The sequence below is a fragment of the Pseudomonas fluorescens genome, from assembly GCF_002837185.1.
Taxonomy (GTDB): Bacteria; Pseudomonadota; Gammaproteobacteria; order Pseudomonadales; family Pseudomonadaceae; genus Aquipseudomonas; species Aquipseudomonas fluorescens_AM.
Window position 1 is genome coordinate 1 of the sequence record NZ_KZ478001.1, and the last position, 23,947, is coordinate 23,947.

General features: G+C 56.8%; 24 protein-coding genes. 17 read left to right on the forward strand and 7 right to left on the reverse strand.

Annotation, left to right across the window (positions count from 1 at the left end; all coding sequences use genetic code 11):
* Positions 1-384 precede the first annotated feature (384 nt).
* The 5 genes from fabB to CIB54_RS16585 all read right to left on the reverse strand — a co-directional run bounded on the left by fabB (position 385) and on the right by CIB54_RS16585 (position 7,343).
* A complete protein-coding gene (gene fabB / locus CIB54_RS16565) occupies positions 385-1,605 on the reverse strand; it encodes a beta-ketoacyl-ACP synthase I (protein WP_065949118.1) in 1,221 nt (406 codons plus the stop codon).
* Between the two features lie 11 nt (positions 1,606-1,616).
* On the reverse strand, positions 1,617-2,132 hold the full coding sequence (gene fabA, locus CIB54_RS16570; RefSeq protein ID WP_003210552.1) for a 3-hydroxyacyl-[acyl-carrier-protein] dehydratase FabA: 516 nt from the start codon (positions 2,130-2,132) through the stop codon (positions 1,617-1,619).
* Positions 2,133-2,381: 249 nt separating this feature from the next.
* Positions 2,382-4,283, reverse strand: a complete 1,902-nt coding sequence (locus CIB54_RS16575) for an ATP-binding protein (RefSeq protein WP_065949117.1) — start codon at positions 4,281-4,283, stop codon at positions 2,382-2,384.
* Positions 4,280-5,209: an ABC transporter substrate-binding protein gene (locus CIB54_RS16580; protein ID WP_101220318.1), complete on the reverse strand. Its 930-nt coding sequence runs from the start codon at positions 5,207-5,209 to the stop codon at positions 4,280-4,282. The genes CIB54_RS16575 and CIB54_RS16580 overlap by 4 nt, the downstream gene beginning before the upstream one ends.
* A 1-nt stretch (position 5,210) precedes the next feature.
* Positions 5,211-7,343: a TonB-dependent receptor plug domain-containing protein gene (locus tag CIB54_RS16585; RefSeq protein ID WP_101220319.1), complete on the reverse strand. Its 2,133-nt coding sequence runs from the start codon at positions 7,341-7,343 to the stop codon at positions 5,211-5,213.
* Between the two features lie 195 nt (positions 7,344-7,538).
* Here CIB54_RS16585 and CIB54_RS16590 point away from each other — a divergent pair, with 195 nt between their 5' ends.
* From CIB54_RS16590 to CIB54_RS27315, 13 genes are all read left to right on the forward strand, one after another.
* Positions 7,539-8,564 carry an NAD(P)H-dependent glycerol-3-phosphate dehydrogenase gene (locus CIB54_RS16590; RefSeq protein ID WP_065949114.1) on the forward strand — a complete coding sequence of 342 codons (1,026 nt, stop codon included), beginning with the start codon at positions 7,539-7,541 and terminating at the stop codon, positions 8,562-8,564.
* Between the two features lie 10 nt (positions 8,565-8,574).
* Positions 8,575-8,922 (forward strand): DUF4389 domain-containing protein, encoded by a 348-nt coding sequence (locus tag CIB54_RS16595; RefSeq protein WP_065896341.1) that lies wholly within the window; start codon positions 8,575-8,577, stop codon positions 8,920-8,922.
* A complete protein-coding gene (gene sixA, locus CIB54_RS16600) occupies positions 8,919-9,368 on the forward strand; it encodes a phosphohistidine phosphatase SixA (protein ID WP_065949113.1) in 450 nt (149 codons plus the stop codon). Before CIB54_RS16595 ends, sixA begins: the two co-directional genes overlap by 4 nt.
* 79 nt (positions 9,369-9,447) lie before the next feature.
* Positions 9,448-9,891 (forward strand): hotdog fold thioesterase, encoded by a 444-nt coding sequence (locus tag CIB54_RS16605; protein WP_065949112.1) that lies wholly within the window; start codon positions 9,448-9,450, stop codon positions 9,889-9,891.
* A 97-nt stretch (positions 9,892-9,988) separates the two neighbouring features.
* Complete coding sequence (locus CIB54_RS16610; protein ID WP_065949111.1) at positions 9,989-10,792, forward strand: alpha/beta fold hydrolase; 804 nt, start codon at positions 9,989-9,991, stop codon at positions 10,790-10,792.
* Entirely contained in the window at positions 10,789-11,643 is an 855-nt protein-coding gene (locus CIB54_RS16615) for an alpha/beta hydrolase (RefSeq protein WP_065949110.1), read from the forward strand. Before CIB54_RS16610 ends, CIB54_RS16615 begins: the two co-directional genes overlap by 4 nt.
* A gap of 102 nt (positions 11,644-11,745) precedes the next feature.
* Positions 11,746-12,564: a DUF4892 domain-containing protein gene (locus tag CIB54_RS16620; protein WP_101220320.1), complete on the forward strand. Its 819-nt coding sequence runs from the start codon at positions 11,746-11,748 to the stop codon at positions 12,562-12,564.
* 69 nt (positions 12,565-12,633) lie between these two features.
* The gene (locus tag CIB54_RS16625) at positions 12,634-13,638 is read left to right on the forward strand and encodes an AI-2E family transporter (protein ID WP_232790562.1); all 1,005 of its coding nucleotides are present in this window, start codon (positions 12,634-12,636) and stop codon (positions 13,636-13,638) included.
* A gap of 79 nt (positions 13,639-13,717) precedes the next feature.
* On the forward strand, positions 13,718-15,823 hold the full coding sequence (locus CIB54_RS16630; protein ID WP_157829724.1) for a hypothetical protein: 2,106 nt from the start codon (positions 13,718-13,720) through the stop codon (positions 15,821-15,823).
* A gap of 1 nt (position 15,824) precedes the next feature.
* Positions 15,825-17,996, forward strand: a complete 2,172-nt coding sequence (locus CIB54_RS27305) for a hypothetical protein (protein ID WP_122671748.1) — start codon at positions 15,825-15,827, stop codon at positions 17,994-17,996.
* Positions 17,989-18,528 (forward strand): hypothetical protein, encoded by a 540-nt coding sequence (locus tag CIB54_RS16645; RefSeq protein ID WP_101220324.1) that lies wholly within the window; start codon positions 17,989-17,991, stop codon positions 18,526-18,528. Before CIB54_RS27305 ends, CIB54_RS16645 begins: the two co-directional genes overlap by 8 nt.
* An 8-nt stretch (positions 18,529-18,536) precedes the next feature.
* Entirely contained in the window at positions 18,537-19,961 is a 1,425-nt protein-coding gene (locus CIB54_RS27310) for a site-specific integrase (RefSeq protein WP_157829725.1), read from the forward strand.
* Between the two features lie 35 nt (positions 19,962-19,996).
* Positions 19,997-20,368 (forward strand): transcriptional regulator, encoded by a 372-nt coding sequence (locus tag CIB54_RS27315; RefSeq protein WP_122671745.1) that lies wholly within the window; start codon positions 19,997-19,999, stop codon positions 20,366-20,368.
* A 185-nt stretch (positions 20,369-20,553) separates the two neighbouring features.
* Here the strand turns inward: CIB54_RS27315 and CIB54_RS16655 are convergent, their stop codons facing one another.
* Positions 20,554-21,024 carry a helix-turn-helix domain-containing protein gene (locus CIB54_RS16655; RefSeq protein WP_101220326.1) on the reverse strand — a complete coding sequence of 157 codons (471 nt, stop codon included), beginning with the start codon at positions 21,022-21,024 and terminating at the stop codon, positions 20,554-20,556.
* Positions 21,025-21,184: 160 nt separating this feature from the next.
* On the opposite strand from CIB54_RS16655, the gene CIB54_RS16660 reads away from it, so the two are divergent.
* From CIB54_RS16660 to CIB54_RS16675, 4 genes are all read left to right on the forward strand, one after another.
* Complete coding sequence (locus tag CIB54_RS16660; protein ID WP_007245848.1) at positions 21,185-21,580, forward strand: DUF6957 family protein; 396 nt, start codon at positions 21,185-21,187, stop codon at positions 21,578-21,580.
* A 40-nt stretch (positions 21,581-21,620) separates the two neighbouring features.
* The gene (locus CIB54_RS16665) at positions 21,621-22,064 is read left to right on the forward strand and encodes a hypothetical protein (RefSeq protein ID WP_101220327.1); all 444 of its coding nucleotides are present in this window, start codon (positions 21,621-21,623) and stop codon (positions 22,062-22,064) included.
* Positions 22,065-22,153: 89 nt separating this feature from the next.
* A complete protein-coding gene (locus tag CIB54_RS16670; protein WP_053479755.1) occupies positions 22,154-22,534 on the forward strand; it encodes a hypothetical protein in 381 nt (126 codons plus the stop codon).
* A gap of 59 nt (positions 22,535-22,593) precedes the next feature.
* On the forward strand, positions 22,594-22,872 hold the full coding sequence (locus tag CIB54_RS16675) for a hypothetical protein (protein WP_053479754.1): 279 nt from the start codon (positions 22,594-22,596) through the stop codon (positions 22,870-22,872).
* Positions 22,873-23,306: 434 nt separating this feature from the next.
* Here the strand turns inward: CIB54_RS16675 and CIB54_RS16680 are convergent, their stop codons facing one another.
* Positions 23,307-23,789: a hypothetical protein gene (locus tag CIB54_RS16680; RefSeq protein WP_053479753.1), complete on the reverse strand. Its 483-nt coding sequence runs from the start codon at positions 23,787-23,789 to the stop codon at positions 23,307-23,309.
* Between the last annotated feature and the right edge of the window lie 158 nt (positions 23,790-23,947).

Below are 23,947 nucleotides of genomic sequence, written 5' to 3' on the forward strand. Positions count from 1 at the left end.
ATGGCCCATTGCGGCGGCCCACGGATTCAAGCCTGCGTTCGGGCACACCGAGCCTAGGCGAGGTGCCGAGTGGTGGGGCAAGAGCCTTTTTGGTTACTTTTGGGGCTCTTTTCCAAAAGTGACCCGCTGTAAAAGCGGAACCCATAGCAGCCGTTACCGCAGAAACGGATATGTACTCGGTCTGATCCAGCATCCTGGTCGGCCCGGAGGCCGCCATCGGGGGCAAGCCCCCTCCCACATTCGACCGCATTCTTTGGGCCAACTGGGTCAAATGTGAGAGGGGCGACTCACTTGCCCCCGATGCAGGTGATGCGGTCTTATTCAGTTGCCCATAAAAAAGCCCCGAACCAGTCGGGGCTTTTTCATGTGATCAACCTGTAGGACTTACTTGCCCTGCCAGCGTTTCAGCACCAGGGTGGCGTTGGTGCCACCAAAGCCGAAGCTGTTGCTCATCACGGTGTCGATTTTCACATCTTCAACGGTCTTGGTCAGGATCGGCATATCGGCGACGACCGGGTCGATCTCGTCGATGTTGGCCGAGCCGGCCATGAAGTTGCCTTCCATCATCAGCAGGCAGTAGATCGCTTCGTGAACGCCGGCGGCGCCCAGGGAGTGACCCGACAGGCTCTTGGTGGAGCTGATTTTCGGCGCGTTGTCACCGAATACCGCACGCACGCCTTCCATTTCCTTGGCGTCGCCGACCGGAGTCGACGTGCCGTGGGTGTTCAGGTAGTCGATCGGGGTATCCACGGTGGACATGGCCATCTGCATGCAACGGATGGCGCCTTCACCGCTTGGCGCAACCATGTCGTAGCCGTCGGACGTCGCGCCGTAGCCGACGATTTCCGCGTAGATCTTCGCGCCACGGGCCAGAGCGTGTTCCAGCTCCTCGACCACCACCATGCCGCCACCGCCGGCGATGACGAAACCGTCACGCTTGGCGTCGTAGGCGCGGGAGGCCTTCTCCGGGGTTTCATTGTACTGGGTGGACAGCGCGCCCATGGCGTCGAACAGGAACGACTGGCTCCAATGTTCTTCTTCACCGCCGCCGGCGAATACGATGTCCTGCTTGCCCAGCTGGATCTGCTCAACGGCAGTTCCGATGCAGTGGGCGCTGGTGGCGCACGCAGAGGAGATCGAGTAATTCACGCCCTTGATGGCGAACGGCGTGGCCAGGCAGGCTGAAACTGTGCTGCCCATGGTCCGCGTTACACGGTACGGGCCGACGCGTTTCACGCCTTTTTCGCGCAGGATGTCCAGCGCTTCCATCTGGTTCAGGGTAGATGCGCCGCCGGAGCCGGCGATCAGGCCGGTACGTACGTTCGACACCTGATCATCGCTCAGGCCGGCGTCGGCGATTGCGTCTTTCATGGCCAGGTAGGCATAGGCGGCAGCGTGGCCGACGAAGCGATAGATCTTGCGATCGATCAGTTCTTCGAGGGGCAGGTCGATGGAGCCGGAAACCTGGCTACGCAGACCCATTTCGGCATATTCCGGGTTGAAGCGGATGCCAGGGCGACTTGCACGCAGGTTAGCGGTGACGGTCTCTTTGTCATTGCCCAGGCAAGAAACAATGCCCAGACCAGTGATAACGACGCGGCGCATGCGGATAACCCTTAAAAGTTGTCAGTGGAAGTGAATACGCCGACCCGAAGGCCTTCGGCAGTATAGATCTCGCGACCGTCGACAGTCACCGAACCGTCGGCGATGGCCAGGTTCAGCTTGCCCTTGAGGACGCGCTTGATTTGAATGTTGTAGGTGACTTTCTTGGCGGTCGGCAAGACCTGGCCAAAGAACTTCACTTCGCCCGAGCCCAGGGCGCGACCGCGGCCCGGCAGGCCTTGCCAGCCCAGGTAGAAGCCGACCAGTTGCCACATGGCGTCAAGGCCCAGGCAGCCCGGCATCACCGGATCGCCTTCGAAGTGGCAGGCAAAGAACCACAGGTCAGGGGTGATATCCAGCTCGGCGACCAATTCACCTTTGCCGTACTTGCCACCTTCTTCGCTGATATGGGTGATGCGATCCACCATCAGCATGTTCGGGGCGGGCAGTTGCGCGTTACCTGGGCCGAACAGCTCACCGCGACTGCAGCGCAGCAGGTCTTCCCGAGTAAAGGCGTTTTGTTTGGTCATGCGAGCTCCTCAATAATCCCATGCGGCAGGGTAGGGCAAATCTTCCCGAACCGAATGAAGCGTTCATGCCTCATAGCGGCAGCCTACACATAGACTATTGCGTTGTAGTGAAAGTCACAGCGTCAAGGTACTCAATGTACACTTGTTCACTGAAATGTTAAACCGGACCTGTTTATCGGCCCGTTCGGGTGCCTAAGACTGCCGCACTTTCGTCCTCCACGCCAGTCGGACTTGGCTTAGCCACGACAGCTAGTGCACCCAGCGCTGGAGGATTTGCTGCAAATCCGTGCGTTTGAACGGTTTGGCCAGGTAATCGTTCATTCCGGCAGCCAGACAGGCTTCGCGGTCGCCCTGCAAAGCGTTGGCTGTCAAGGCGATAATCGGTAAATCGGCGCAGCCCGGCAGTCGGCGAATTTGCCGAGTGGCCTCGTAGCCGTCGATCAATGGCAGGCGGCAGTCCATCAGGATCGCGGTGAAGATCAGGCTTTCGGCGCTGCGGATCGCCTCGGCGCCATCGGTGGCCAGGCTGACTTCGAAACCCAGGCTGCGCAGCATGGCTTCGACCACCGTACGGTTAACCGGGTTGTCTTCCACCAGCAGTATATGCCGCCCGGCGCCAGCGCTGGTTTTGCCTACGGTGTCCGGGGCGATGGCAGGCAGGCTTTGCTGATCGATGGCCAGCGGAATTTCCAGGGTGAATACCGAGCCCCGGCCTTCTTCGCTTTGGGCGCGCAGGGTGCCACCCATGCGTTCGGCCAGGGTGCGGGCGATCGGCAGGCCGAGTCCGGTGCCTCCGTAACGTCTTGAAATAGAGCTGTCGGCCTGCTGGAACGCATCGAACATCAATTCCAGGCGCTCGGCGCAAATGCCGATACCGCTGTCGCGCACGGTGCAGGTGAACCACACCAGTTCATGGTCCAGGGTTTGCCAGTGGGGCTCCACATGCACGGTCCCGTGCTCGGTGAACTTCAAGGCGTTGCCGATCAGATTCACCAGGATCTGCCGGATACGGGTCGGGTCACCGCACACCCGCAGAGCCTCCATGCCCGGCGGAATCGACAGCTCCAGGGCCAGCCCGCGCTGCTGCGCACTGTGCTGGAACGCTTGGGCGCAGCTGCTGATCAGGTCGGCCAGGTTGAAGGCAATATGTTCCAGCTCCAGCGCGGCCCGTTCGATGCGCGAGAAGTCGAGGATGTCGTTGATCACCTTGAGCAGGTGCTCGGTGGACTCGGAAGCCAGCGCCGCGTATTCGGCCTGCTCTTCGGTCATCTCGGTGGTTTCCAGCAGTTGCAGCATGCCCAGCACACCATTCATCGGCGTGCGCAGTTCATGGCTCATCATCGCCAGGAATTCCGATTTGGCATTATTCGCGCGCTCGGCTTCTTCGCGGGTCTGGATCAACTGGGCCATGGCCTGCTGCTGCTCACGGCTGGCCTGATTGAGGCCTGCGGCCAGGTTGTTGATGTGCCGTGCCAGGTCGCCCAGTTCGGAGTCGTCGACAATCGGCAGCGGCGTCTTGTAGTCGCCCTGCTGGATGGCCTTCACCGCGTGGCCCATGGCGCTGATCGGCTGCGACAGGCTGGCGGCCAGGCGTCGCGCCAGGAGAAAGGTAAACAGCAGCGCGAACAGCGCCAGAATGCCGGCCTTGAACAGGATTTCCTGCTGACGCTGGCTGAACGCGTCGTTGGACATACCGACAATCACTCGGCCCAGGTAGTCCGCTCGCGGCGCCTTGGGTTCGTTGAGGTTGTCCTGGAAAAAGTCATTGCCCAGCTGGATATGCTGCAAGCGGATCGGTGCCTGGAACACTTTCACCGACAGCGACCGGTCGTGCTTCTCCGACGGCTGCTCGACATACACCAGAATGTTCTCGGCGCTGTCCTGAATCTCCAGGAAACGCACGTGGGGCGTGGCCAGCGTCGCGCGCAGCAAGGCGTCGAGCACATCGTTGTTGCCGGAAATAACGCCATACTCGGTGGCAGGCGCCAGTTGGTTGGCGATCAACTGGCCGGTGTGGTCCAGCTCCTGGCGCAAGTCCTGGATACGCACGAAGGTAAAGAAGCTGATCAACAGCAAGGTCAGCAGCAGTGCAGGCCCCAGGGTGATGAGTTGGGTGCGGGTGTTAATGTCCCAGCGACGGCGCAAGGTCATGGGCGTTCATCTCCTTCGGCCAGGCGGGCGGCGACGGCAGCTTCGTCGACCTGTTCGGTGCCCAGTGAGCGTGCGACTTGCGGGTTGCCCACCACTTTGAAGTGTTGCGGGTAAAGCGTGCGCGGCCAGGTGGCCGGCGGGTGGTCCAGCAGGCGATCGAGTACAGCGAGCCAGTCGGGCTGGTCGCTATAGGTGCTGGCCAGGCTGCCGGCCCGGACAAACCCGGCATTGGGCCCTATCAGCGGCAATTGCTGGGCATAGCTGCTGAGCAACAGGTTCTTGGCGGTTTTGGGGTTGTACAGTTGCGGGTCGTCCAGGCCCAGCAGCACGTCACTGTTCTTGAACAGGGTTTGCAGGGTGCGGCTGTCGTTGGTGTTGTCCCAGCGTTGGGGCACGATTTCCAGGCCCAGTGGCGCGGCGTACCGGTCAAGCTCAGGCAGCAGGAATTCGCTGTCGGCGCCGTAAAGCACGCCGATCCGTCGGGCCTGGGGCAAGATGCTGGCGATCAGGCGCAGCTGGCGCGCCAGCGGCGGGTCGCTCCACAGCAGGCTGATTCTGGCCGGGTGCGCGCTGCCCAGGCGCTGGTGAGCTTGCAGGCGGCTGATGCGCAGCACCAGGGTCGGTGGCCCCTGGGTATCCTGCAAGCGCCAGTCGAGGCCGGGCAGGTCCAGCAGGATCAGGCGGGTAGTGGCGGGCAACTGGCTCGGCGCCGGCAAATCTTCAAGCAGGGTGAAGACGACATGGTCTTCGGGGCGCTGCCGGGCGAGGGCCTGGGTAAATCCCTGGACACCGGCACTGTCCTCGGCGGCGGTCAGCAGGATATCGGCGCTCCACACGGTGGGGGTGAACAGCAGGCACGCGAGCAGCAAGCCGCGCCGCCACAGCCGTGAAACAAGAGGGAGGGTCATCCGTGACTGATCGCCCATGTCAGAACTCTAGCTGCGCGCTGAAGTAGAGCACATGGCGATGGTCGTAATGGTTGTCGGGCCAGGTGGTCGGCTGATTGTCGAGGCGTTGTTGCAGCATGCCGGCCAGCTCCACGTTGGTGTTGCCCAGTGCAATGCGCTTGGCCACCCGCAGGTCGACCCGTTCGAAGCGATACTCGTTGAGTGCGTCGTCACCGTAATAGAACAAGGCGCTCGACCAACCGTGGCCCCATTCACGCAACCAGCCGGCCGAGCCGCTGTTGCGTGCGGTCTGCGCCTTGTCCAGTGGGTTGCTGGCGCTCGCATCGACGTAAGCATAGGTCAGGCGCAGGCGGTCGGCGTCGCTGACGCGCCAGTCGAACTGTGATTCGGCACCGGTAAAGCGCGAGCTGTTGGCGTTGCTGGCGATGTATTGGTTGTTGCGCAGCGGCGAACTGATCATGTCGGTGATTTCGTCGTAGAAGAGCTTCACGTCGACATTCAACCCGAGGTCGGCAAAGAAGCCGTTGTAGCCCAGTTCGCGCGAGCGCATCAACTCTTTATCAAGATTGCCGGGGCCGCGTGTCACCACAAAATATTGCCCGGAATTCTGCCCGTAGACCGGCGAGCTGAGGTTGGTGACGCGGTAGCTCCAGTTGACGTTGTTCTCGAACATATCCGGCGAACGGATCGCCTCGGAGTACACCGCCCGCAGGCCGTGGCGCGGGTTGATCAGATAGTTGACCGCCACGCGAGGCGTCAGTGAGTTGCCGCTCAAGTGGGTGTCTTCGTACATCGCGCCGCCTTGCAGCAGCCAGTGTTCGCTGGCCCGCCATTCCAGGTGGCCGAACAGGCGCCAGGTGGTGTCGTCCAGCGTGCCGTTGAAGTAGGTGTCGGAGTCGGCGCGGTCGTAGCGGTAATTCATCCCGCTGACCAGGCGCAGGCTGTCGGAGAGGCTGAGGGTGTCTTGCAGCTCCACGTCGTAGCGGCTCTCCCTGGCACTTTGGTCGATATCGCCGCACACGCTCTGGTTGGCGCCGTTGCGCCACTGGTCCAGTACCTGGTTGCCCAACGCCTGTTCGGCGGCGCTGCCGGGCGGGGCGCTGCCTTGGCTGAATTTATCCATGTGCCGCGCCAGCTGTTCGGCGTAGTTGGGGTTGAGTTGCCACAGCCGGGTCAATTCCGGGCTGAACGAGACCTTGGCGTCACAGGCTTTCCAGATCTGCCGACGGTCCCATTGCTGGGCCGACCCCTGGATATACAGGCTGTGATCGGGGTTGATGTCGAAGTTCCAGCGCATCGAACCTGCGTAGTCCTTGGCGGTGACGTCGGAATTGGTACCGCCCTCGGTAATCCCGGCGAATACCGGAGCGTAGGTGTAGGGGCGCTGATTGGTCCCCTCCTTGGCATCCAGTTGCCAGTCGATGCTCTGTTGCGCATTCAACGTCTGGCTGACGGCCAGGCTGAAACGGCTGAGGCGGCGGCTGTCGCGGCGGTCGGCGCCGACGGCATCGCGGTCAAAACCATCGTCTTGCTGTCCTGACAGCGACAGGCGCAGATCGCCGGTTTCCCAGCCCACGCCCTGGCTGGCATAGACATCGTTGATCCCGCGTTCACCCTGGATGACCTTTACCCGCGTGCCCTGGCTGTTGGCCGGTGAGCGGGTGAGGATATTGACCACCGCCATCAGCGCATTGGCGCCGTAGCTGACGGTGTTGGGTCCCCGAAACACCTCGATACGCTCAATGTCTTCCATGGCGACCGGAATATCGCTCCAGTCCACCGTGGCCAGGCCTGCGCGATACACCGAGCGCCCGTCGATCAATACCTGCATGCGCCGCGCATCGCTGGCGCTGCTGCCGTGGTAGTTCACCGCCGCCTGATTGCCGGTGGTGTAGCCGACCATCATCCCGGGCACCAGGCGTAACAGCTCGGCAATGTCGCGCGCGCCGCTGGCCTTGATCAGCTCGCTGTCGATCACGGTCATGCTGCCGGGGACGGCGGCGGCCGATTGCTTGAGGCGGGTGGCGGTCAACACCTGCGGCAGCGGTTGGCTGTCGAGGAACAGGTCGTCAGCCGACGCACTGGCGCTGCACGCGAGCACCAAGGGCAGCATCAATTGCAGGGATGAGCGGAGAGGAGGGCCCGGATACACGGCACGGCCTTGATAATTGCGGATAGCCGCCCATGTTAACTGAGGTCGGGCATTTTGCCAGTCGTGAGACTTGCAATTACTTCACTCAAGTGTGGCATTTTCCGACAAGCGCACGAATTCACGCGGGGGCTGGCCGCAAGCGGGTCGCCCCGTATAATGCCGCCATCGCCACTGGTATGGATTAACGGATTGCATATGACTGAACAGCGCCCTATTGCGGTCCTGGGAGGCGGAAGTTTTGGTACCGCCGTGGCTAACCTGCTGGCTGAAAATGGCCACGCGGTGCGTCAGTGGATGCGTGATCCCGAGCAGGCCGAGGCCATTCGCGTGCACCGGGAAAACCCGCGTTACCTTAAAGGCATCAAGATTCATCCGGCGGTCGAGCCCGTTACCGATCTGCTGGCAACCCTTGCCGACTGCGACCTGTGCTTTGTCGCGCTGCCCTCAAGCGCCTTGCGCTCGGTGCTGGCGCCCCACGCCGAACGTCTGGCGGGCAAGCTGCTGGTCAGCCTGACCAAGGGTATCGAGGCGCAGACGTTCAAGCTGATGAGCGAAATCCTCGACGAGATCGCACCCCAGGCGCGCATCGGCGTGCTGTCCGGGCCGAACCTGGCGCGGGAAGTGGCCGAGCATGCGCTGACCGCCACGGTGATCGCCAGTGAAGACGAGCAGCTGTGCGAGCGCGTCCAGGCGGTGCTGCATGGCCGCACCTTTCGCGTTTACGCCAGTGGTGATCGCTTCGGCGTCGAGCTGGGCGGTGCGTTGAAGAACGTCTATGCCATCATCGCTGGCATGGCCGTGGCCCTGGGGATGGGCGAAAACACCAAGAGCATGCTGATTACCCGCGCCCTGGCTGAAATGACCCGGTTCGCGGTGAATCAGGGCGCCAACCCGATGACGTTCCTGGGCCTGGCGGGCGTCGGCGACCTGATCGTTACCTGCTCGTCGCCCAAAAGCCGTAACTATCAAGTCGGTTTCGCGCTGGGCCAGGGTTTGAGCCTGGAAGAGGCGGTGACACGCCTGGGCGAAGTGGCCGAAGGGGTCAACACCCTCAAAGTGCTGAAAGCCAAGGCCCAGGAAGTCGGTGTGTATATGCCGCTGGTTGCCGGGCTGCACGCGATCCTGTTTGAAGGACGCACCTTGAGCCAGGTCATCGAGCTGCTGATGCGCGCCGAGCCGAAAACCGATGTCGATTTTATTTCCACCAGCGGTTTCAACTGAGGAACGCGGCATGAACGATTCGAAAGCAGCCCCCAAGTATGAGTCCATTGTGCTGCGCATCCTGTGGATGCTGGTGTTTGCCCTGGTGTGGCAGGTGGCGCAGTTCCTGCTCGGCGCGTTGGTGATTGTGCAACTGATTTACCGACTGATCTACGGCGCGCCGAACCTGGGCCTGATGAACTTCGGCGACAGCCTCAGCCAGTTCCTGGCGCAGATCGGTCGCTTCGGCAGCTTCCACACCGAGCAAAAACCCTGGCCGTTTGCCGATTGGCCAACCCCGCGTGCACCGGAAGGCGAAGCCGCTCACAGCGTGCCGCCGGCACCGCACCCGGTGCGTGATGAAGAGCCCAAGCTATGAAGCTGTGGATCTTGCGCCACGGTGAAGCCGAGGCACACGCTCGCACCGACGCCGAGCGCAACCTGACCGCGCACGGCAGGGCCGACGTGTTGCGCAGCGCTGCGCACCTGATCGGCCAGCCGCTCAGCGCCATCATCGCCAGCCCCTATGTGCGGGCGCAGCAGACGGCGCACCTGGTGCGCGAGGCGCTGGGCTTCGAGCCGGACATTCGCACGGTGCCGTGGCTGACGCCGGAGGGCAACCCGTTGCAGGTGTTGGAACAGCTCGAGACCGATGACAATGTGCTGCTGGTCAGCCATCAGCCGTTGGTGGGTAGCCTGATCAGCGTTGCGCAGCATGGTCATCAGCGCCAGCCAGAGCCGATGCACACCGCCAGCCTGGCGGAGCTGGAAGGGGATTTCCCGCTGGCCGGGCTGATGAGCCTGGTCAGCGTAAAAAATCCGTAGTCGATATCGACAGGTTGTGTGTGCGCTCTCTGATTTGTGGCAGGATTAGGGTCGTAATAAAACCAATAAGGACACCCCTATGAGCCTGTGGCGCACGCAACCGAATATCGAACAACTCAACGCGAGTCAGAAAAACACCATCGGTGAATTGCTGGACATTCGCTTCGAAAGCTTCGACGAGCAATCCCTCACCGCCAGCATGGTGGTCGACCACCGTACCCATCAGCCCTACGGCCTGTTGCATGGCGGCGCCTCCGTGGTGCTGGCCGAAAGCGTAGGCTCCGTGGCGGCCTACCTGTGCGTCGATGCCAGCAAATTCTATTGCGTGGGCCTGGAGGTCAACGCCAATCACCTGCGCGGCGTGCGCAGCGGCCGAGTAACGGCGGTGGCCAAGGCCATCCATATTGGCCGCACGACCCAAGTGTGGGACATCCGCCTGACCAATGACGAGGGCAAGGCCAGTTGCGTTTCGCGCCTGACCGTGGCCGTGGTGCCGCTGGGCGAGCAGCCACCGGCGCGATAGGCATGGCGTGAGTGTCATCATTCCTGGCGGTTACGGTCATTGCCGTAAGGGCCGGGCATGGTGACAATCGAGGTCTGTTTCTGTAGAGCGAGCCGGTATGTCGCAGCACGTGTTTTTCGCCCACGCCAATGGCTTTCCGTCGGCCACCTATGGCAAGTTGTTCGACGCCCTGGCCCCCGAGTATGCAGTGGCGCATCTGCCGCAGCACGGCCATGATCCCAGGTTTCCGGTGGACGATAACTGGCAGAACCTGGTGGATGAACTGATCCATCATCTGCAGCAGCAACCGGAGCCGGTATGGGGCGTCGGCCATTCCCTGGGCGGCGTGTTGCATTTGCATGCCGCGATGCGCTGCCCGCAACTGTACCGTGGCGTGGTGATGCTGGACTCTCCGGTGCTGACCCGCGCGGATCGCTGGGTGATTCGCGCCGCCAAACGCTTTGGCTTCATCGACCGCCTGACCCCGGCCGGACGCACCCTGGGCCGCCGTGAGGAATTCAGCGACCTGGACGCCGCGCGCGCTTACTTCGCCGGCAAGACCCTGTTTCGGGGTTTCGACGCCGAGTGCTTTGAGGCGTATCTGCAACATGGCCTGCTGCAAGTGGGCGACCGTCTGCGCTTGCGTTTCGACCCGGCGACCGAAATCAGCATCTATCGAGGCGTGCCTCACACCAGCCCCGGCCAGGTGCGCCAGTTGAAAGTGCCACTGGCGGTGGTGCGCGGCCGTCAGAGCCGTGTGGTGATGCGCCATCATGCCAGCGGCGTCGGTCGCCTGCCCATGGGTGAAATGCTCACCATGCCCGGCGGCCATATGTTTCCCCTTGAGCGACCCCAGGACACCGCCACGTTGATCAAGAGTGTGTTTTCCCGCTGGCAGGCCCGTGAGCGCAGCTGCGCATGAGCACGCCCGTGGAAGAAGTACGCCTGAGCCTGCCGCATATCGAGCTGGCCGCGCATCTATTTGGACCTGAAGATGGTTTGCCGGTCATTGCCCTGCATGGCTGGCTGGACAACGCCAACAGTTTTGCGCGCCTGGCGCCCAAGCTGCAGGGTGTGCGCATTGTCGCCCTGGATATGGCCGGCCACGGGCACTCGGCGCATCGTCCGCCGGGAGCCGGTTATGCCTTGTGGGATTACGTGCACGATGTATTGCACGTGGCCGAACAACTGGGTTGGCAACGTTTTGCATTACTTGGCCATTCCCTGGGCGCCATCGTCTCCCTGGTGCTCGCCGGGGCGTTACCGGAGCGCGTGACGCATCTTGGATTGATCGACGGGGTGATCCCGCCGACTGCCGACGGCGAGAACGCAGCCGAGCGGCTGGGCATGGCCTTGCAGGCGCAATTGAGCCTGCAAGACAAGCGCAAGCCGGTGTACGCCAGCCTGGACCGGGCGGTCGAGGCGCGCATGCATGGCGTGGTCGCGGTCAGCCGCGAAGCCGCAGAACTGCTGGCCCAGCGCGGTTTGATGCCGGTGCCGGGTGGCTATACCTGGCGCAGCGACAGTCGCCTGACCCTGGCATCACCGATGCGCCTGACCGACGAACAGGCCATGGCTTTCGTACGACGAGTGAGCTGCCCTACGCAGTTGGTGGTGGCGGCTGAGGGCATGGTGGCGAAACATCCTGAATTGCTTTCACGGCTGCCCTTTACCGTGACGACGCTGCCGGGTGGTCATCATTTGCACCTGAATGACGAACCCGGTGCGGTTCTTGTTGCAGACTGTTTCAATCGGTTCTTCTCCGCGCCTTGACTTGGCGCGGTCAACTGCCGAGGCTGGGCGGATTGAAAGGGAGTCAACCATGCACCATCTTCAAACCGCTGCGACCCTCCATGGCCACGGCTCAGTGATCCGATGAGCCTGGGTAAAGGATGTTTACGTGCCCTTGGGCTGTGCTGTTTCAGCCCGCTCGTGTTCGCCGCCGATGTGCCGGGAAGCCAGGACTTACCGGCCATTGCCCGCCAGGTGGACGCGCAGATCGTCGACTATCGCCCCGCTGAAGACCGCGAACGCATCTACCCCATGGGCGCGATCCGCAAGATCAGCGGCCAATTGCGTTCCGAAGGCCAGGCCACGGCACGCGGTCAAACCACGGCGATCACCTACGAGCTGCCTGCCGAACACAGCTCCAGCGCCGCCTTTACCGCCACCCGCGAAGCCCTGCAGGCCAAGGGCGCGCAGTTGCTGTTCTGGTGCCAGGCCCGCGACTGTGGCGAAAGCAGCCTGTGGGCCAACGAAGTGTTCGGCAACGCCAAGCTGGTAGGGGCCGATGGCCAGCAGGAATATCTGCTTCTGCGTCTGGCGGCCCCGCAGGACAACGCGCTGGTGGCGCTGTACGGCATCACCCGGGGCAATCGCCGCGCCTATCTGCATGTCGAGCAGATGGACGCCAGCACGCCGCTGGGGAATCTTCTGCCCACCTCGGCAACGCTGTTGCGTGAGTTGAAAAGTACCGGTGAACTGGACTTCCCCGCGCTCGGCGCCGAGCCAGACGACACGTGGCTTACGTTGATCTCCAGGGGGCTGAACCTCGACACCACCTTGCGTGTCAGCCTGTCCGGTCCCAACGCCGAAGCCTGGCGTCAGGGGCTGATCGACAATGGTGTGCGCGCCGCACGCCTGGAAAACAGCCCGGGTGACGCCGAGGGCCTGCACGTGCGTCTGATACGCTAACGTCACTGGGCGAACGGACCCGCGCTGTTCGCCTAAGCTGTCTTCTGCCGACTCTTTTCGAGATACCCGATGCCCAATAACGATCGCCTGCTGGTGCAAATCCTGCTACTGGTGCTGTTTGGTGCCAGCTTCTGGGTCATGGCGCCGTTCTGGTCGGCGCTGTTCTGGGGCGCGGTGCTGGCGTTCGCGAGCTGGCCGCTGATGGTCCTGCTGACACGTGGGCTGGGTGGCCGTGAGTCGCTGGCAGCCGGTATCCTGACCTTGGGCTGGATGTTGCTGGTGGCGCTGCCGCTGGTGTGGCTGGGGTTCAACCTGGCGGACCATGTACGCGATGCTGTCGTGCTGATCAAGGATATCCAGGTCGACGGCCTGCCCAATGCGCCCACCTGGCTGGGCTCGATCCCGGTTATCGGTGAACGGCTGGTGGCGACATGGGACAGCATCGACCAACAGGGCGCGGCGCTGATGCTCAGCATCAAGCCGTACCTCGGCCAGGTCGGCAACTGGTTGCTGGCGCGCAGTGCGCAGATTGGCGGCGGTATCCTCGAACTGACCTTGAGCCTGGTCTTTGTGTTCTTTTTCTACCGCGACGGACCGCGCCTGGCGATGTTCGTGCATCGGCTGCTTGAACGCCTGATCGGCGACCGTGCCAGTTACTACATCGAACTGGTGGCGGGGACGGTGCAACGGGTGGTCAACGGCGTGATCGGCACGGCTGCGGCCCAGGCCGTGCTGGCGCTGATCGGTTTCCTGATCGCCGGGGTGCCCGGTGCGCTGCTGCTGGGCGGCGTGACGTTCCTGCTCAGCCTGATTCCCATGGGCCCGCCGCTGGTGTGGATCCCGGCCACGGCCTGGCTGGCGTGGAAGGGCGACTACACCTATGCAGTGTTCCTTGGCGTATGGGGCACCTTCATCATCAGCGGTGTCGACAACGTGCTCAAGCCTTACCTGATCAGCCGTGGCGGCAACCTGCCGCTGGTGATCGTGTTGCTGGGCGTGTTCGGCGGCTTGAACTGCTTTTTCCAGACAGGGTCTCAAGGATCAAAAATATCTGCATACAAATCAGTAGCTTGATAATTTTATGATCTTGGAGATTTGACACCGTTTATTCGCAGGCTACGGTTAGGACGATATGTCCATTCCGAGTGCCGTCATGCGCGTCGAGATCACCAAAATTGCGATCAAATTCTCTTGGCCTTCGCAACGCGCCAGGAGCAAGGTCGGCTCAGCTCAGATGAGATTTGTTCCGGGGATGGACAAGGAACAGCTTGAGAAGGTCGCCGATGCCATGACTTCTCTGTGCAACGGCATGAGCATATCCTTCATAAAGTTCTTCATGCATTCTTTGGCTGAGATCTTTAGGAAGTTAACTAAGTCTCCAGGCAAATGGCCCGTAAGTGAAGAATGGCCTCTTGCGATTTATAATATTTATGCAGCTCAAATTCTTGAAGGAAAGGGGTCTCGTTCAGTAGAATCCAGCAGAACTCGTTGGTCTGGAGTTAAAAGAGTCTTTGAGAGTTTGATGCTCATCGGTTTAGTGCCAGCCATGAATCTTCCTGGTAAGGCTGGAACTAATAGTAAAAAAAGAAGCGATCCCAGCGCAGCTGAAGTATTGGGTGAGAGTTACGTGCCTATATCGCCTGTAGGGATTTCGGATGTGACAATTCCTAAGTCCTATCTATGTGATTTGAACTACTCAAAAAATGATGAAGACTTTTTTGGCGCCATGCAAGCGCTCCTTCAGTCTGCCTCGGATACCGTGTTTCAAGTATCTAGAGCGTACTGGGATGAAATGCTGCGCTGTCATGAGGCAGGCGAGATTCTCCGAAGATCAGTAAGTCGGTCTGATTTATTGGTTGCTATGGAAGATTCGCAGTGGCAAGACGGTTCCCATAGTTGGAAGAATCATATCGCTTACCCTGGGACGCGCGAAGGATTAGCCTATTTCCTGGGAGCGATAGAGTATCACTTCTTTGAAACTGGACAATTTACGCGCCTTGGTTTATCTGAAGCGAGGGAATTACCATTTCTACGGAGCTTAATGGGGAACTCCCGAACGCCTATATTGTTCTATGAGGGCTTGAGGAAGGAGTTGGGTGCGAAGGATGATGCAACCAATACGTTATGTAGAGCTCTTGGAGTATTAACTACTCGAGATTGCGCTGCCGCTACCTCCATCTTGATTCACGAGCAGCCTAGGTTCAACCCCGAGTCAATTGAGCGGGCAGATGCCTACGACAGCAATGGCAAAACACTTATCTCAATCGTTTCTGAGGCACTATGGTTCGAAAGTGTTGGAGCACATACCAAACTCATCGAGTTCACAATACCAAAGGAGCGTGCTAAGGCTAGGAAGGGCGGGCTTCTGTCACCGATAGCTTCTGAGATGTTTTTTGATGTGGAACGCCTTACTAGCCGCCTTAGGGAAAAAGCTAAATGTGACCAGCCAGATATTTCTAGGAAGCTCTTTCTCGTCGGCTCTCAACATGGTTTTGGCCATGTTGGCCGGGTCGGCACTTATTTTAATTCTCGTCATAAACCTAGCGTATTGGCAAAGATGAGCAAGGAGCTTGAGCAGGCGGGTTTTGATAGCCACAATTTTCAGCTATCAAAGGTCAGAAACACTCAAGGCATTCTCGTCTGGCTCCGAACTGGATCCTTAGCTGCAATGGCTGCATCGATGGGGAATTCCATCCAGGTAGTTCTTGAAAATTATATTCCTGACTGGGTTTACCGTCGGATGTTGATTCGCGTGGCTCGAAGGTTTCAGCAAAAATTGATAGTCCTAGCTACTGCTGGATCTCCTTGGCAGCTGTCAGTTTCGGATTTTTATGATCAAGAAGGCCTAAAGAATCTGGTGCTCGAATTGCTCTCGACGGGGCACCCAGGAAGTCCGCTTGCGAAGGCGTTTCATAAAGCGTACGCAAGTTCAGATGATTCTGGTCTGGCCGCCGTTCCGGAGGGCGAGGCCTACATATCGTTATCTCCTGAATCAGTAGCGGCCCTCGAGGTTTTTGTGCGGGCGGGTTCAAGCGCGGGTTACCTGGGGAATGATGACCTCGCTACGAAACTCTACGATCTTTATGATTTGATCTATGCAGCTGTTCAATCTGTCGAGCTAGATAACGTTGATTCAGCTATCGCTGAGTTGATTTCCGGAGGCTCTCGGGCGCAGCTCAAAGCTATTTGGAAGAAGTCTCGAGAATACGTTTCGGTGTTCGAGGCCAAAGTCAAAAACCCGCTGATTAGGGATTCTTAAGATGAAATATTCTGCGGGTCAAATCTCTGAACAAGAAGTTGAAGAAATGCTCGCAGAGGCTCGAGCTATCTTTTTTCCTCCCGACTTTCCTTCCGCCAGTGGTGCCGATTGGCTTTTAGAGGGTAGCTTCAGTTCGGCGCTTTGGAAAACCAAGAATGGCGATAAAGAATTCTATGATGGTCATTGGCATCATACCTGCAATATTGATTTTAATCGGATGCTGCCTGATTACTCAACCTTAATGGATGTTGACAACGCAAAATGTCTCGATGCACTCCAGAAGTGGGCTTTCGCGCTTCGTTGCGGTTGGGTGGGCTCTGCTGTAGCTCCTGCTCGTTGGGCATATGCATGTAGCTGGGGCTTTAACTTTACTTCATGGTTGTATCTTCGAAAGGAAAGCTTTAAGCCTACAGAAGTAGGTTTTGGTCTTGTCGAAAAAGATGATGTCAAGCTTCTCATGGAGGAACTTTCGCAGGGTGGGTGGGTGCGCGCGCTTAAAATTATTCAGCGTAGCTATATCGCCATGTACAAGCTCGCGTTTGGAGTTGATCCTGATCCCTCCGAAGTGGATATGCTTCCAGACGTAAAGGCAAGCGTATTGCATCGAATAGTGGAGTCGTTGGAAAACGATGGCTGTTACATTAAACGTGATAAAACGGATCAAAGAATCATTTCTCGGACTTATTTGTGTGAACAAATAGGTTGTACTATGCGGGTTCTGGATGGCCGCGAAGTACGAAGTTTTCTGCGTTTTTTTGAGCATCAGGAGAATATGAGCAAGGTTCTTATCCCGGGCGCGCAGCGCACAAAACATCCTAACGCCAAAAATCTATTGCTTGATATGGACATAGTGCGCCCTACTCGGGCTGCGATGAATCAACATGTCAACAACTGTCAGCAGTTTTTCGCCGGCGGTTCTATGCCTGGAATTGAAATGCCGTCTCTGACTTTCAGGCGTGGTGAGCTGATAAAAGAGCTTGAGCCAGAATTAGCGCCTGGGGTGCATCAAAAACTGGTTCCATTGTCACAAGCACTAGCCTCATTGAATGAGGCAGCTTTATGGATTTCAGAATATGGCGATGCTTTAGTGGATGTCATAGCCAATCACCTTGTGGATCGAGCTATTGTTGATATCGATTTTGTAGATCTCGCATATGGTGCTAGGTTCAAATTGAAGCAAGAGGCCTTCACGGCACAAATCTGTAAATTGGGTATGAAGGAGCAACATGTCCCCGTCGGCTTCGGTTTGGTGAAATCGCTAGGGTTAATAGCGCCGCATCTAAGCGGCGAACGGCAGCCAAAAAAAGGGAGCCTTAGCCTAACGCAGGCTCTCTATATCTTAATCGGCGCATGCGCATACGCAATTGCAGTAATGAAGCCGATGCGAGACGGTGAATTGGGGATGATCGAATACGACTGCGTACTCCGAGACGATAAGTCTGGTGGGTGCTTCCTTAAGGTTCCTGTTGAAAAATCTGGTGACTTAGGATTATTAGACGAAGCGCTTCGTCCTATTCCTTACCTTACATACAAGGCTATCACCATTTTGCAAAAGCTCGGCGATTTCACCGCTAGGTTTTTCTATGGTGACGATGCGCGTCCAACTCGGCTTTTCTATTTTCCGAGTCTAGAGGGATTCAGCCCTCCGGTGAATGGTGCACCGAGAAAAAGGATCAACAGGTGCATGGATTGGCTTTGTGAATATATTAACTTTCCTCTTGATGCGCATGGTCGTCGTCACTACTTTCGCATTCATGAGCTCAGAAAATTCCATCTTCTAATGTTGAACTGGGACGACCGACTCCACGGTTGGGAGTGTGGGGCGTGGATGGCTGCCCATAAGGACGCAAGTCACATGCAAGCCTATACAGACGCTAACGTTGATGGCAGGGAATTGTCAGAGTGGGAAGCTGAGTATGTCGAAGAAAAAATTCTAGACTTGGAGTTGAATGGTTCGATCGAGCAATCTGGTGACCTGGCGAAACTGTATGGCAAGGTTAAGGCGCACTTCAATGTCAACAAAGTTTCGAGCCTTCCTGGTGCCAAGTTTAAATCGTATCTCAAAATGATGCTTGCGTCAGGAGATTTTGAGGTGGTGCCGATTGAGGTTCCAGGTGCGGATGGGATGATGATTGACTTGTTACTAATAGCAAAGGAGATTGTTAATGAATAAGCTTGAAAACGTGAGGCGCAGATTGCAATGGCTTCATCGAGTTCTAGATGAGGGGCTCCTGTTGAACGAGACAGAGTCTTCGGCTTTGAGAACGGCCAAGGGTTTCTGCGCTTTAGATGTCAGCGATGAGTTTTCTCCGATTTCATACAATACTGTAAAGAGCGTGTTAACGAAAGCGGGCCTCAAAGAGTTTAGGGCGCACCCCTATGGAAGTAATCTACAGTATTTCCTAGAGATGAGGGCGGCCTGCTACGAATCTGTGAAAGATATGAAACCCTCGCCGCTTGAGAAGAAGGCGCTCACTGTCGCTGATTGGAAGGAGCATTATAGGAATGTGCTTTGGCATGGTAATTTATGTTCGGAAGCTTACTTGGCTCTACGCCGAGACATACAGGGTGTTTTGGATCGATCCGCAGATCAAATGCTCGATTATAAGCGTATTGAACGGGCTTTGCAGAAGTCATCCGCAACATATTTTAAAATAGTCTCCGCAACCCCAGAGCCTTTTTCACCTGAACTTAAAGTCGTTTAGGAGGGGGTATGAATAAACTTTACCATGAATATGTCAACTGTTTGTTGCCAAGGGTTGGGCGAGCTGTGCCGAAACTGAAGCCTTCCTTCGCAATAATGACTTGGCCAAATGGAAAGCCTTGCTCATTTGTGAATTTTTGGCTGTCTGACTTGTCGAGTTCTACAACCGGTCAAACAGTTAAACAATATTGTGTCAACATTACGCCGCTCATACGTTATTGTTATGATTTTAAGATCGATATTATTGATTTTTCTGATGCTGACCTCTACAAGTTAGTAGGGGTAGTGGCTAAAGAGCGGCGTTCAAATGGTGAACGGCAAAAACAAAACAATCAAGTAAATGCCGTTATTGATGCTATCATATTGTTCTATGTATGGCTTCGAGATGTCGGCAGTCCTCGTGACTTCAAGCAAGCTATTGGAGATATCGCTCAATCACCAAACATTACAGTGAAGTCTGTGAAAGCTCGCTTTGGAAGAATAGGTTATGAACATGAGTCGCACTTGGCGCCAAACACTGATCTTCACTCCAAGCATCCCATGCCACAGTCCTCCATTTCTGCTATTGAAGACCAGATTTTTTTGGAATCTGAGCCAGACTACTATCCTGGGGTGACGAGGCATAAATTTCGGCCTAGCTCAGGCGCAGTTAATGCTTTCCAAAAATACTTGTTTGAAAGACGGAGCTTCACTGTTTGGATGTTTAGGCGAACAGGGTTGCGCCCTGATGAACTGTGCTCCATGCCTTTGTCTGATAACCTGAATGTGCTAAAATCTAAGTTGCTCTACATACCGACTAGGAAAAGACGTTCAGATGGGCTTACTCTACGGCCTTTCAAAATATCACCAGACGCCGCTCTGACAGTTTGCCACTATCTATCTGCTCGTGAAGAGTACGTTCAATCGTTGGTTGCTGCGGGGTGTGCTAATTCCATCGGGGGTGTCATGCTTTTGACAGAGGATGGAAACGGCCTTAGCGCAGCTTCCTTGACTCGTGATTTCAGTCGAGTGGTTAAACGGGCCGGTTTGTCCGATGTTCGGGCTTGTCTATCAATGTTCAGACACCGGTTTATAACTATGGAAATATTACTGCACCTGAAAGAGGTCTTGAGTGATAAAAAGCCTACACGGGCTTTGCTTTCGCCACCCGTTATTAAGAGTCTAGAAGAGCGGATCAGGAAGAAGACGGGCCATGGTCTAGGTTCTTCAATATGGACGTATTTTGATGCCGCTTTAGACATGATCAACCTGTGGACGGATGTTGATAGGGCTATCTTGAATTTAGGTCAGCTAGATGATATTGAGGATAAAATGCAGCGACTCAAATATAACATCAGAGATTCCTCAACAGAAAATTTAGCGTTAACGGAGCAACTCCAGGCGCTTCAGAAGGAGGTCTCGGCTATGCAGGCGAAATTAGCTCTTGGGCGCTGATTAGGTAGTTACTTTCTTTTCCATCAGGGGGTGTTATGGCGAACAATAGCCAACCGAAAAAAGGCTCAACTGAAATTGAGTGTTATCTGGAGTTTTTTGGAAAACTACCGGAGTCAGGAGTGACGCTCGAACTGGTGGAGTGTGCTGAAAAATTCGTGAAGATTTTGGACGAGTACGGGCGCAGCGTGCGAGACGCCGTGTGCTTGCTTGATCCAATTTCGCGTCTGCGCCTTCACACCCCGGCACCAGCAGTGACTGTAGGAACCAAGAATCGCACGAAACGCCTCAAAGCATATACCAACCCGCACACAGGCGAGGTGGTCTACAGCAAAGCGGGCAACCTTAGGATCCTTCGCGAATGGAGGAAACAGTATGGCGCAGAAGCAGTCCTATCTTGGCGAAGTTGAAGGGAGCAGGTCGGCGTCCCGTTACCCATGGCGTGTTCGTGGAGTTGGACAATTAAGGCTAACCGCATTACCAACCCGCCAACTGGATGTCTGCCGAGCAGACAGGTGATTCTATTTAACTATTCCAGCAGCCACGACCATGGCATGGCCTCAATTGGCAAGTCGCTCCCCGCATTTCCTCTTCGTCATTCCTCACCCGCTGGCTTCTCCGATAGCCACAGCCTGTTGATCGTCGTCCACGCGTAGCCGAGCTCGCGTGCAGCTTCGGCACGACTATAGCCCTGAGCTTTCAATCGCTGAACCTGATCCTTCCTCTCCCGAGCTTCTGCCGCAACTGGCGCTTCGAGCTTCTGAGGTTCTGCAGGAAGAACGGTATCCGCCAACCCCAGTGCTTCCATTTCAGCGATGGCTGAAAGCATCACCTCGCGAGGAGTCTGGTGTTGACTGGCTGCTATGACTAAGCCGAAGAAAGTTGCAGCATTCACATGTAGGGCGTCAGCCAGGGCTTTCGTGGAGTCCACGGTGGCTGTGGTTTTCGACGCCTCAAGGTTGCTGACAAACGACTGGGCAACCTCGCTGGCGATCGCGTGCTGGTGCAACCCTTTGGATCTGCGAAGTAGTTGGAGTACGGCTGCGTAAGGGCGGCGCAGTGACATCTTGGCGACTCTTCAAAAAGAGACGGTATGCCGCGTTTGCCAATAAACATACAAATATATATAGTGATCCGTATGTTGATTTTGCCTTTTCCCTGCTTTTCGTATCACCGTGCCTTCGTCCTCGCTGTCAATTGATGCATAACCATGATGGAGCGTTAGCTTGACCGGCCCAGTCCAGAGTGAGCTTTTCCTGGGAGGCAGTGAACCCCGACAGGGCTCTTCAGCTTCGGTGGAGGAAATTGTTGCAACGCTGGCTGTACGTGCGCCACCCAAGGCTTATTGCTTGGTGGAGGAGTGGACAATCTTTCGAGCTGATCTCACGCCTGCAGAGCTCACGCGTGTTCATGCCGCTGATCACCTACCGCTCATACTGTTTGCCCACAAGGTGGTAGTGGACTCGCGAGCTCGCTTTCAACCTGGCGATTGGGTGCGTTCTAGCATGTGTACTGCTTTCGACGACGGCATCATGTTCGAAACCAAGAATACGATTTACGTCCTGATGGGTGCGGGGCATGAGCAAACTGCCAGTCTCAAGACCATTTTTTCCTTTTTCTAATTTCCGTTCTATATGAGCTCTGCAAAGCAAAGGACATCCCATGTTCAGAACACAAAACTCAGATCTTATCGGCGTCCCGGGGATCTTTGGTGAAGGGCTTGCGCATTGGCATAGCGTGTCACGAATTCTCAGAACTCACTGGTACCACCTCACCGTCCGCGTGAGCGAGCAGGGGCGAAGCACTGAACTTACTCACATGATTGAGGGTGAGCATAGGCTGCAAAAAATGCTCGTTACCCAGAGCGCTGAACAAGAGATAACTGATGTTCAGGTTATGACGCCGGCATGGATGAACATGCGTGCAGGATGGGGATTGGAGCGCGTAACCAAAGTGACTGTAGGCTACGACAGTGATTTTGAGGTTTGTCTGATAGAGGTTGAGGGAGGGGCTGTCTACCACAACTCGCACCGTCCAGGCTTTCAAATCGATTCGCTGACAGACCTTCGCCCAATCTTCCTCTCGAGCATGATTCGATCAGTCTGAAATTACCAAGATTCCCGCACGATACCAGCGCGTCTGGTGGCGTGCGCAATTCTTGATAACGCCCTACGAACTACAACTGGAGCGCAATCATGCTCGACACGTTAGACGTCAATTTTCATGGGAAACGCCATACTGATTTCGATCTCACACGAATTATTAAGGCTGAGGCCCAAGGCTTCGATTTACCGGTAACGGCCTATCTGTGTGGAGTTTCAATTAAGGCACGTGCAGGCATCGGTGTGGTCTTCGGCCACAAGCGTAAAGACCAATATGGTCGGTTTGGTGATGGTCATCTGATCAGGACTTCTGATGTGTTGAAAGTCGAGCGCGAAGGGCGCTTCTGGGTGATGACGACCGAGAATTCGCGCTATGTGCTGGCCACGTTTCAGCGCGGCAATGGTCGTTCAAGCTTGCGTGAGTTCTTGCGCCTCTCCCGAACGCTCCACCCAACACCTCGGCTTCTGCAGTGATTTTTCGTCGGGCTATCGACGATACATCTCCCTGTCCAAACTGATCCTGAGGGCAGGTCATGATCGTCAAGAAGGGAGACGTTCTTACTTTGGCCTCAGGGGTCTTTGAGTCGTATAACCGTGAGGGGCCATTCATTGCCGTCCATGGTTTCGATCTTGATGCGTTTGTTTCGGAGAGGACTCATGGGGGCATGAAGAGGTTAGAAGTGGATGATCTACTTGAAGGCATTCCCGCAATGCTCATTGAGCTAGGGCTTCTTACAGAGTTGCCATGTCGCAGGATCTATCTCGGAGCGATGGGGGAGATCGATATCAAAGCCGAAAAGTGTGGCCCTTAGGGCACGTTTTTGTACGCCCCTTCGCCCGGGAATCAGGGTATCTCTGTCGTCTAATGCCAGCATTTAGTGGCGTGCCCTGCGGGCTGGCTGTCGTGAACCGAGCCTCGTGCCGAGTCTCGACCCTTCGGGCGTCCATCCTCACGCCTTCGGCTTTAGGCCTGCGCGCTCCGCTTGCCAAAAAAGCAGCTACGCGATCCCAGCAATACGGACGATGTTTCCACTAGAAAAATACGTGGAGACCCTCGCTGGAGATGCTGCTGCTCTGAAAACGCATGGGCGGGGCACGTAGGTTGTTGTGACGTCTACTTCGCCGGTTTGGAGCTTGGCTTCTACCTCGCTTTCAAGTGCGCCGCGTATCAGCCGCCTCTCTAAAAAGGGTGAGCATTCCTCAGACACTGTGAATGTCATGCCCTCAGGGTCACCGGCTGATCACTCTAATCGTTGTCGAAGATCTGCCAACCGTCCTCAAGGGGGAAGATCGGGCTATGTTGAAATTTTCCAAACGGTGACTGTGCATCGTGTGGGAGGAGCGGAAACGAATTCCGCCCATCCAATAACTCTGGGTAGATCTTGAAGATCTTCAGATGGTGCAAGGGGAGCGTCTGAATGTACGCAAGGAGATTGCCTAGGTTGATGCCCACTTTAGGGTTACCTGGAGCTTGAAGTTCAGCAGTCATTGCTTGCGAGATGTTCCACTCGACCGCGTTGATCTCGATGCCGGGGCGGGCGTCAGGCCAGGACGACGACAGTTCTTTGGCGTGATGGTAGCTTTTATAGCCAAGACCTTTGGCGAGAATACTTAGTGCTTGGGAGTGATTGATGGGCTTCAAGCCGGGCCAGGTTTTGAAGAGAACGCGAGCGGCTTTCTTCAGACCTGTGTGACGTTCAAGATCAACAGGGAAAACGGGAAGGATCATCGCAAACTCCGGTCGTTAGCGGTGTCGGCTGCCCGCGAATGACGACTGTCGAATGCGTGGATATGGAGGGTGTATCACCTGTGACAACGCCTTTGCGTGCCGACCGCGCGATTCAGGTAGTCGCTTGGCCGGATGCTACTGTTGCCTGGCTTACGGGT

Coding starts and splice junctions, on each gene's coding strand:
- fabB (WP_065949118.1), bottom strand. CDS start 1,605: ATGCGCCGCGTCGTTATCACTGGTCTGGGCATTGTTTCTTGCCTGGGC.
- fabA (WP_003210552.1), bottom strand. CDS start 2,132: ATGACCAAACAAAACGCCTTTACTCGGGAAGACCTGCTGCGCTGCAGT.
- CIB54_RS16575 (WP_065949117.1), bottom strand. CDS start 4,283: ATGACCTTGCGCCGTCGCTGGGACATTAACACCCGCACCCAACTCATC.
- CIB54_RS16580 (WP_101220318.1), bottom strand. CDS start 5,209: ATGGGCGATCAGTCACGGATGACCCTCCCTCTTGTTTCACGGCTGTGG.
- CIB54_RS16590 (WP_065949114.1), top strand. CDS start 7,539: ATGACTGAACAGCGCCCTATTGCGGTCCTGGGAGGCGGAAGTTTTGGT.
- CIB54_RS16595 (WP_065896341.1), top strand. CDS start 8,575: ATGAACGATTCGAAAGCAGCCCCCAAGTATGAGTCCATTGTGCTGCGC.
- sixA (WP_065949113.1), top strand. CDS start 8,919: ATGAAGCTGTGGATCTTGCGCCACGGTGAAGCCGAGGCACACGCTCGC.
- CIB54_RS16605 (WP_065949112.1), top strand. CDS start 9,448: ATGAGCCTGTGGCGCACGCAACCGAATATCGAACAACTCAACGCGAGT.
- CIB54_RS16610 (WP_065949111.1), top strand. CDS start 9,989: ATGTCGCAGCACGTGTTTTTCGCCCACGCCAATGGCTTTCCGTCGGCC.
- CIB54_RS16615 (WP_065949110.1), top strand. CDS start 10,789: ATGAGCACGCCCGTGGAAGAAGTACGCCTGAGCCTGCCGCATATCGAG.
- CIB54_RS16620 (WP_101220320.1), top strand. CDS start 11,746: ATGAGCCTGGGTAAAGGATGTTTACGTGCCCTTGGGCTGTGCTGTTTC.
- CIB54_RS16625 (WP_232790562.1), top strand. CDS start 12,634: ATGCCCAATAACGATCGCCTGCTGGTGCAAATCCTGCTACTGGTGCTG.
- CIB54_RS16630 (WP_157829724.1), top strand. CDS start 13,718: ATGCGCGTCGAGATCACCAAAATTGCGATCAAATTCTCTTGGCCTTCG.
- CIB54_RS27305 (WP_122671748.1), top strand. CDS start 15,825: ATGAAATATTCTGCGGGTCAAATCTCTGAACAAGAAGTTGAAGAAATG.
- CIB54_RS16645 (WP_101220324.1), top strand. CDS start 17,989: ATGAATAAGCTTGAAAACGTGAGGCGCAGATTGCAATGGCTTCATCGA.
- CIB54_RS27310 (WP_157829725.1), top strand. CDS start 18,537: ATGAATAAACTTTACCATGAATATGTCAACTGTTTGTTGCCAAGGGTT.
- CIB54_RS27315 (WP_122671745.1), top strand. CDS start 19,997: ATGGCGAACAATAGCCAACCGAAAAAAGGCTCAACTGAAATTGAGTGT.
- CIB54_RS16655 (WP_101220326.1), bottom strand. CDS start 21,024: ATGTCACTGCGCCGCCCTTACGCAGCCGTACTCCAACTACTTCGCAGA.
- CIB54_RS16665 (WP_101220327.1), top strand. CDS start 21,621: ATGTTCAGAACACAAAACTCAGATCTTATCGGCGTCCCGGGGATCTTT.
- CIB54_RS16670 (WP_053479755.1), top strand. CDS start 22,154: ATGCTCGACACGTTAGACGTCAATTTTCATGGGAAACGCCATACTGAT.
- CIB54_RS16675 (WP_053479754.1), top strand. CDS start 22,594: ATGATCGTCAAGAAGGGAGACGTTCTTACTTTGGCCTCAGGGGTCTTT.
- CIB54_RS16680 (WP_053479753.1), bottom strand. CDS start 23,789: ATGATCCTTCCCGTTTTCCCTGTTGATCTTGAACGTCACACAGGTCTG.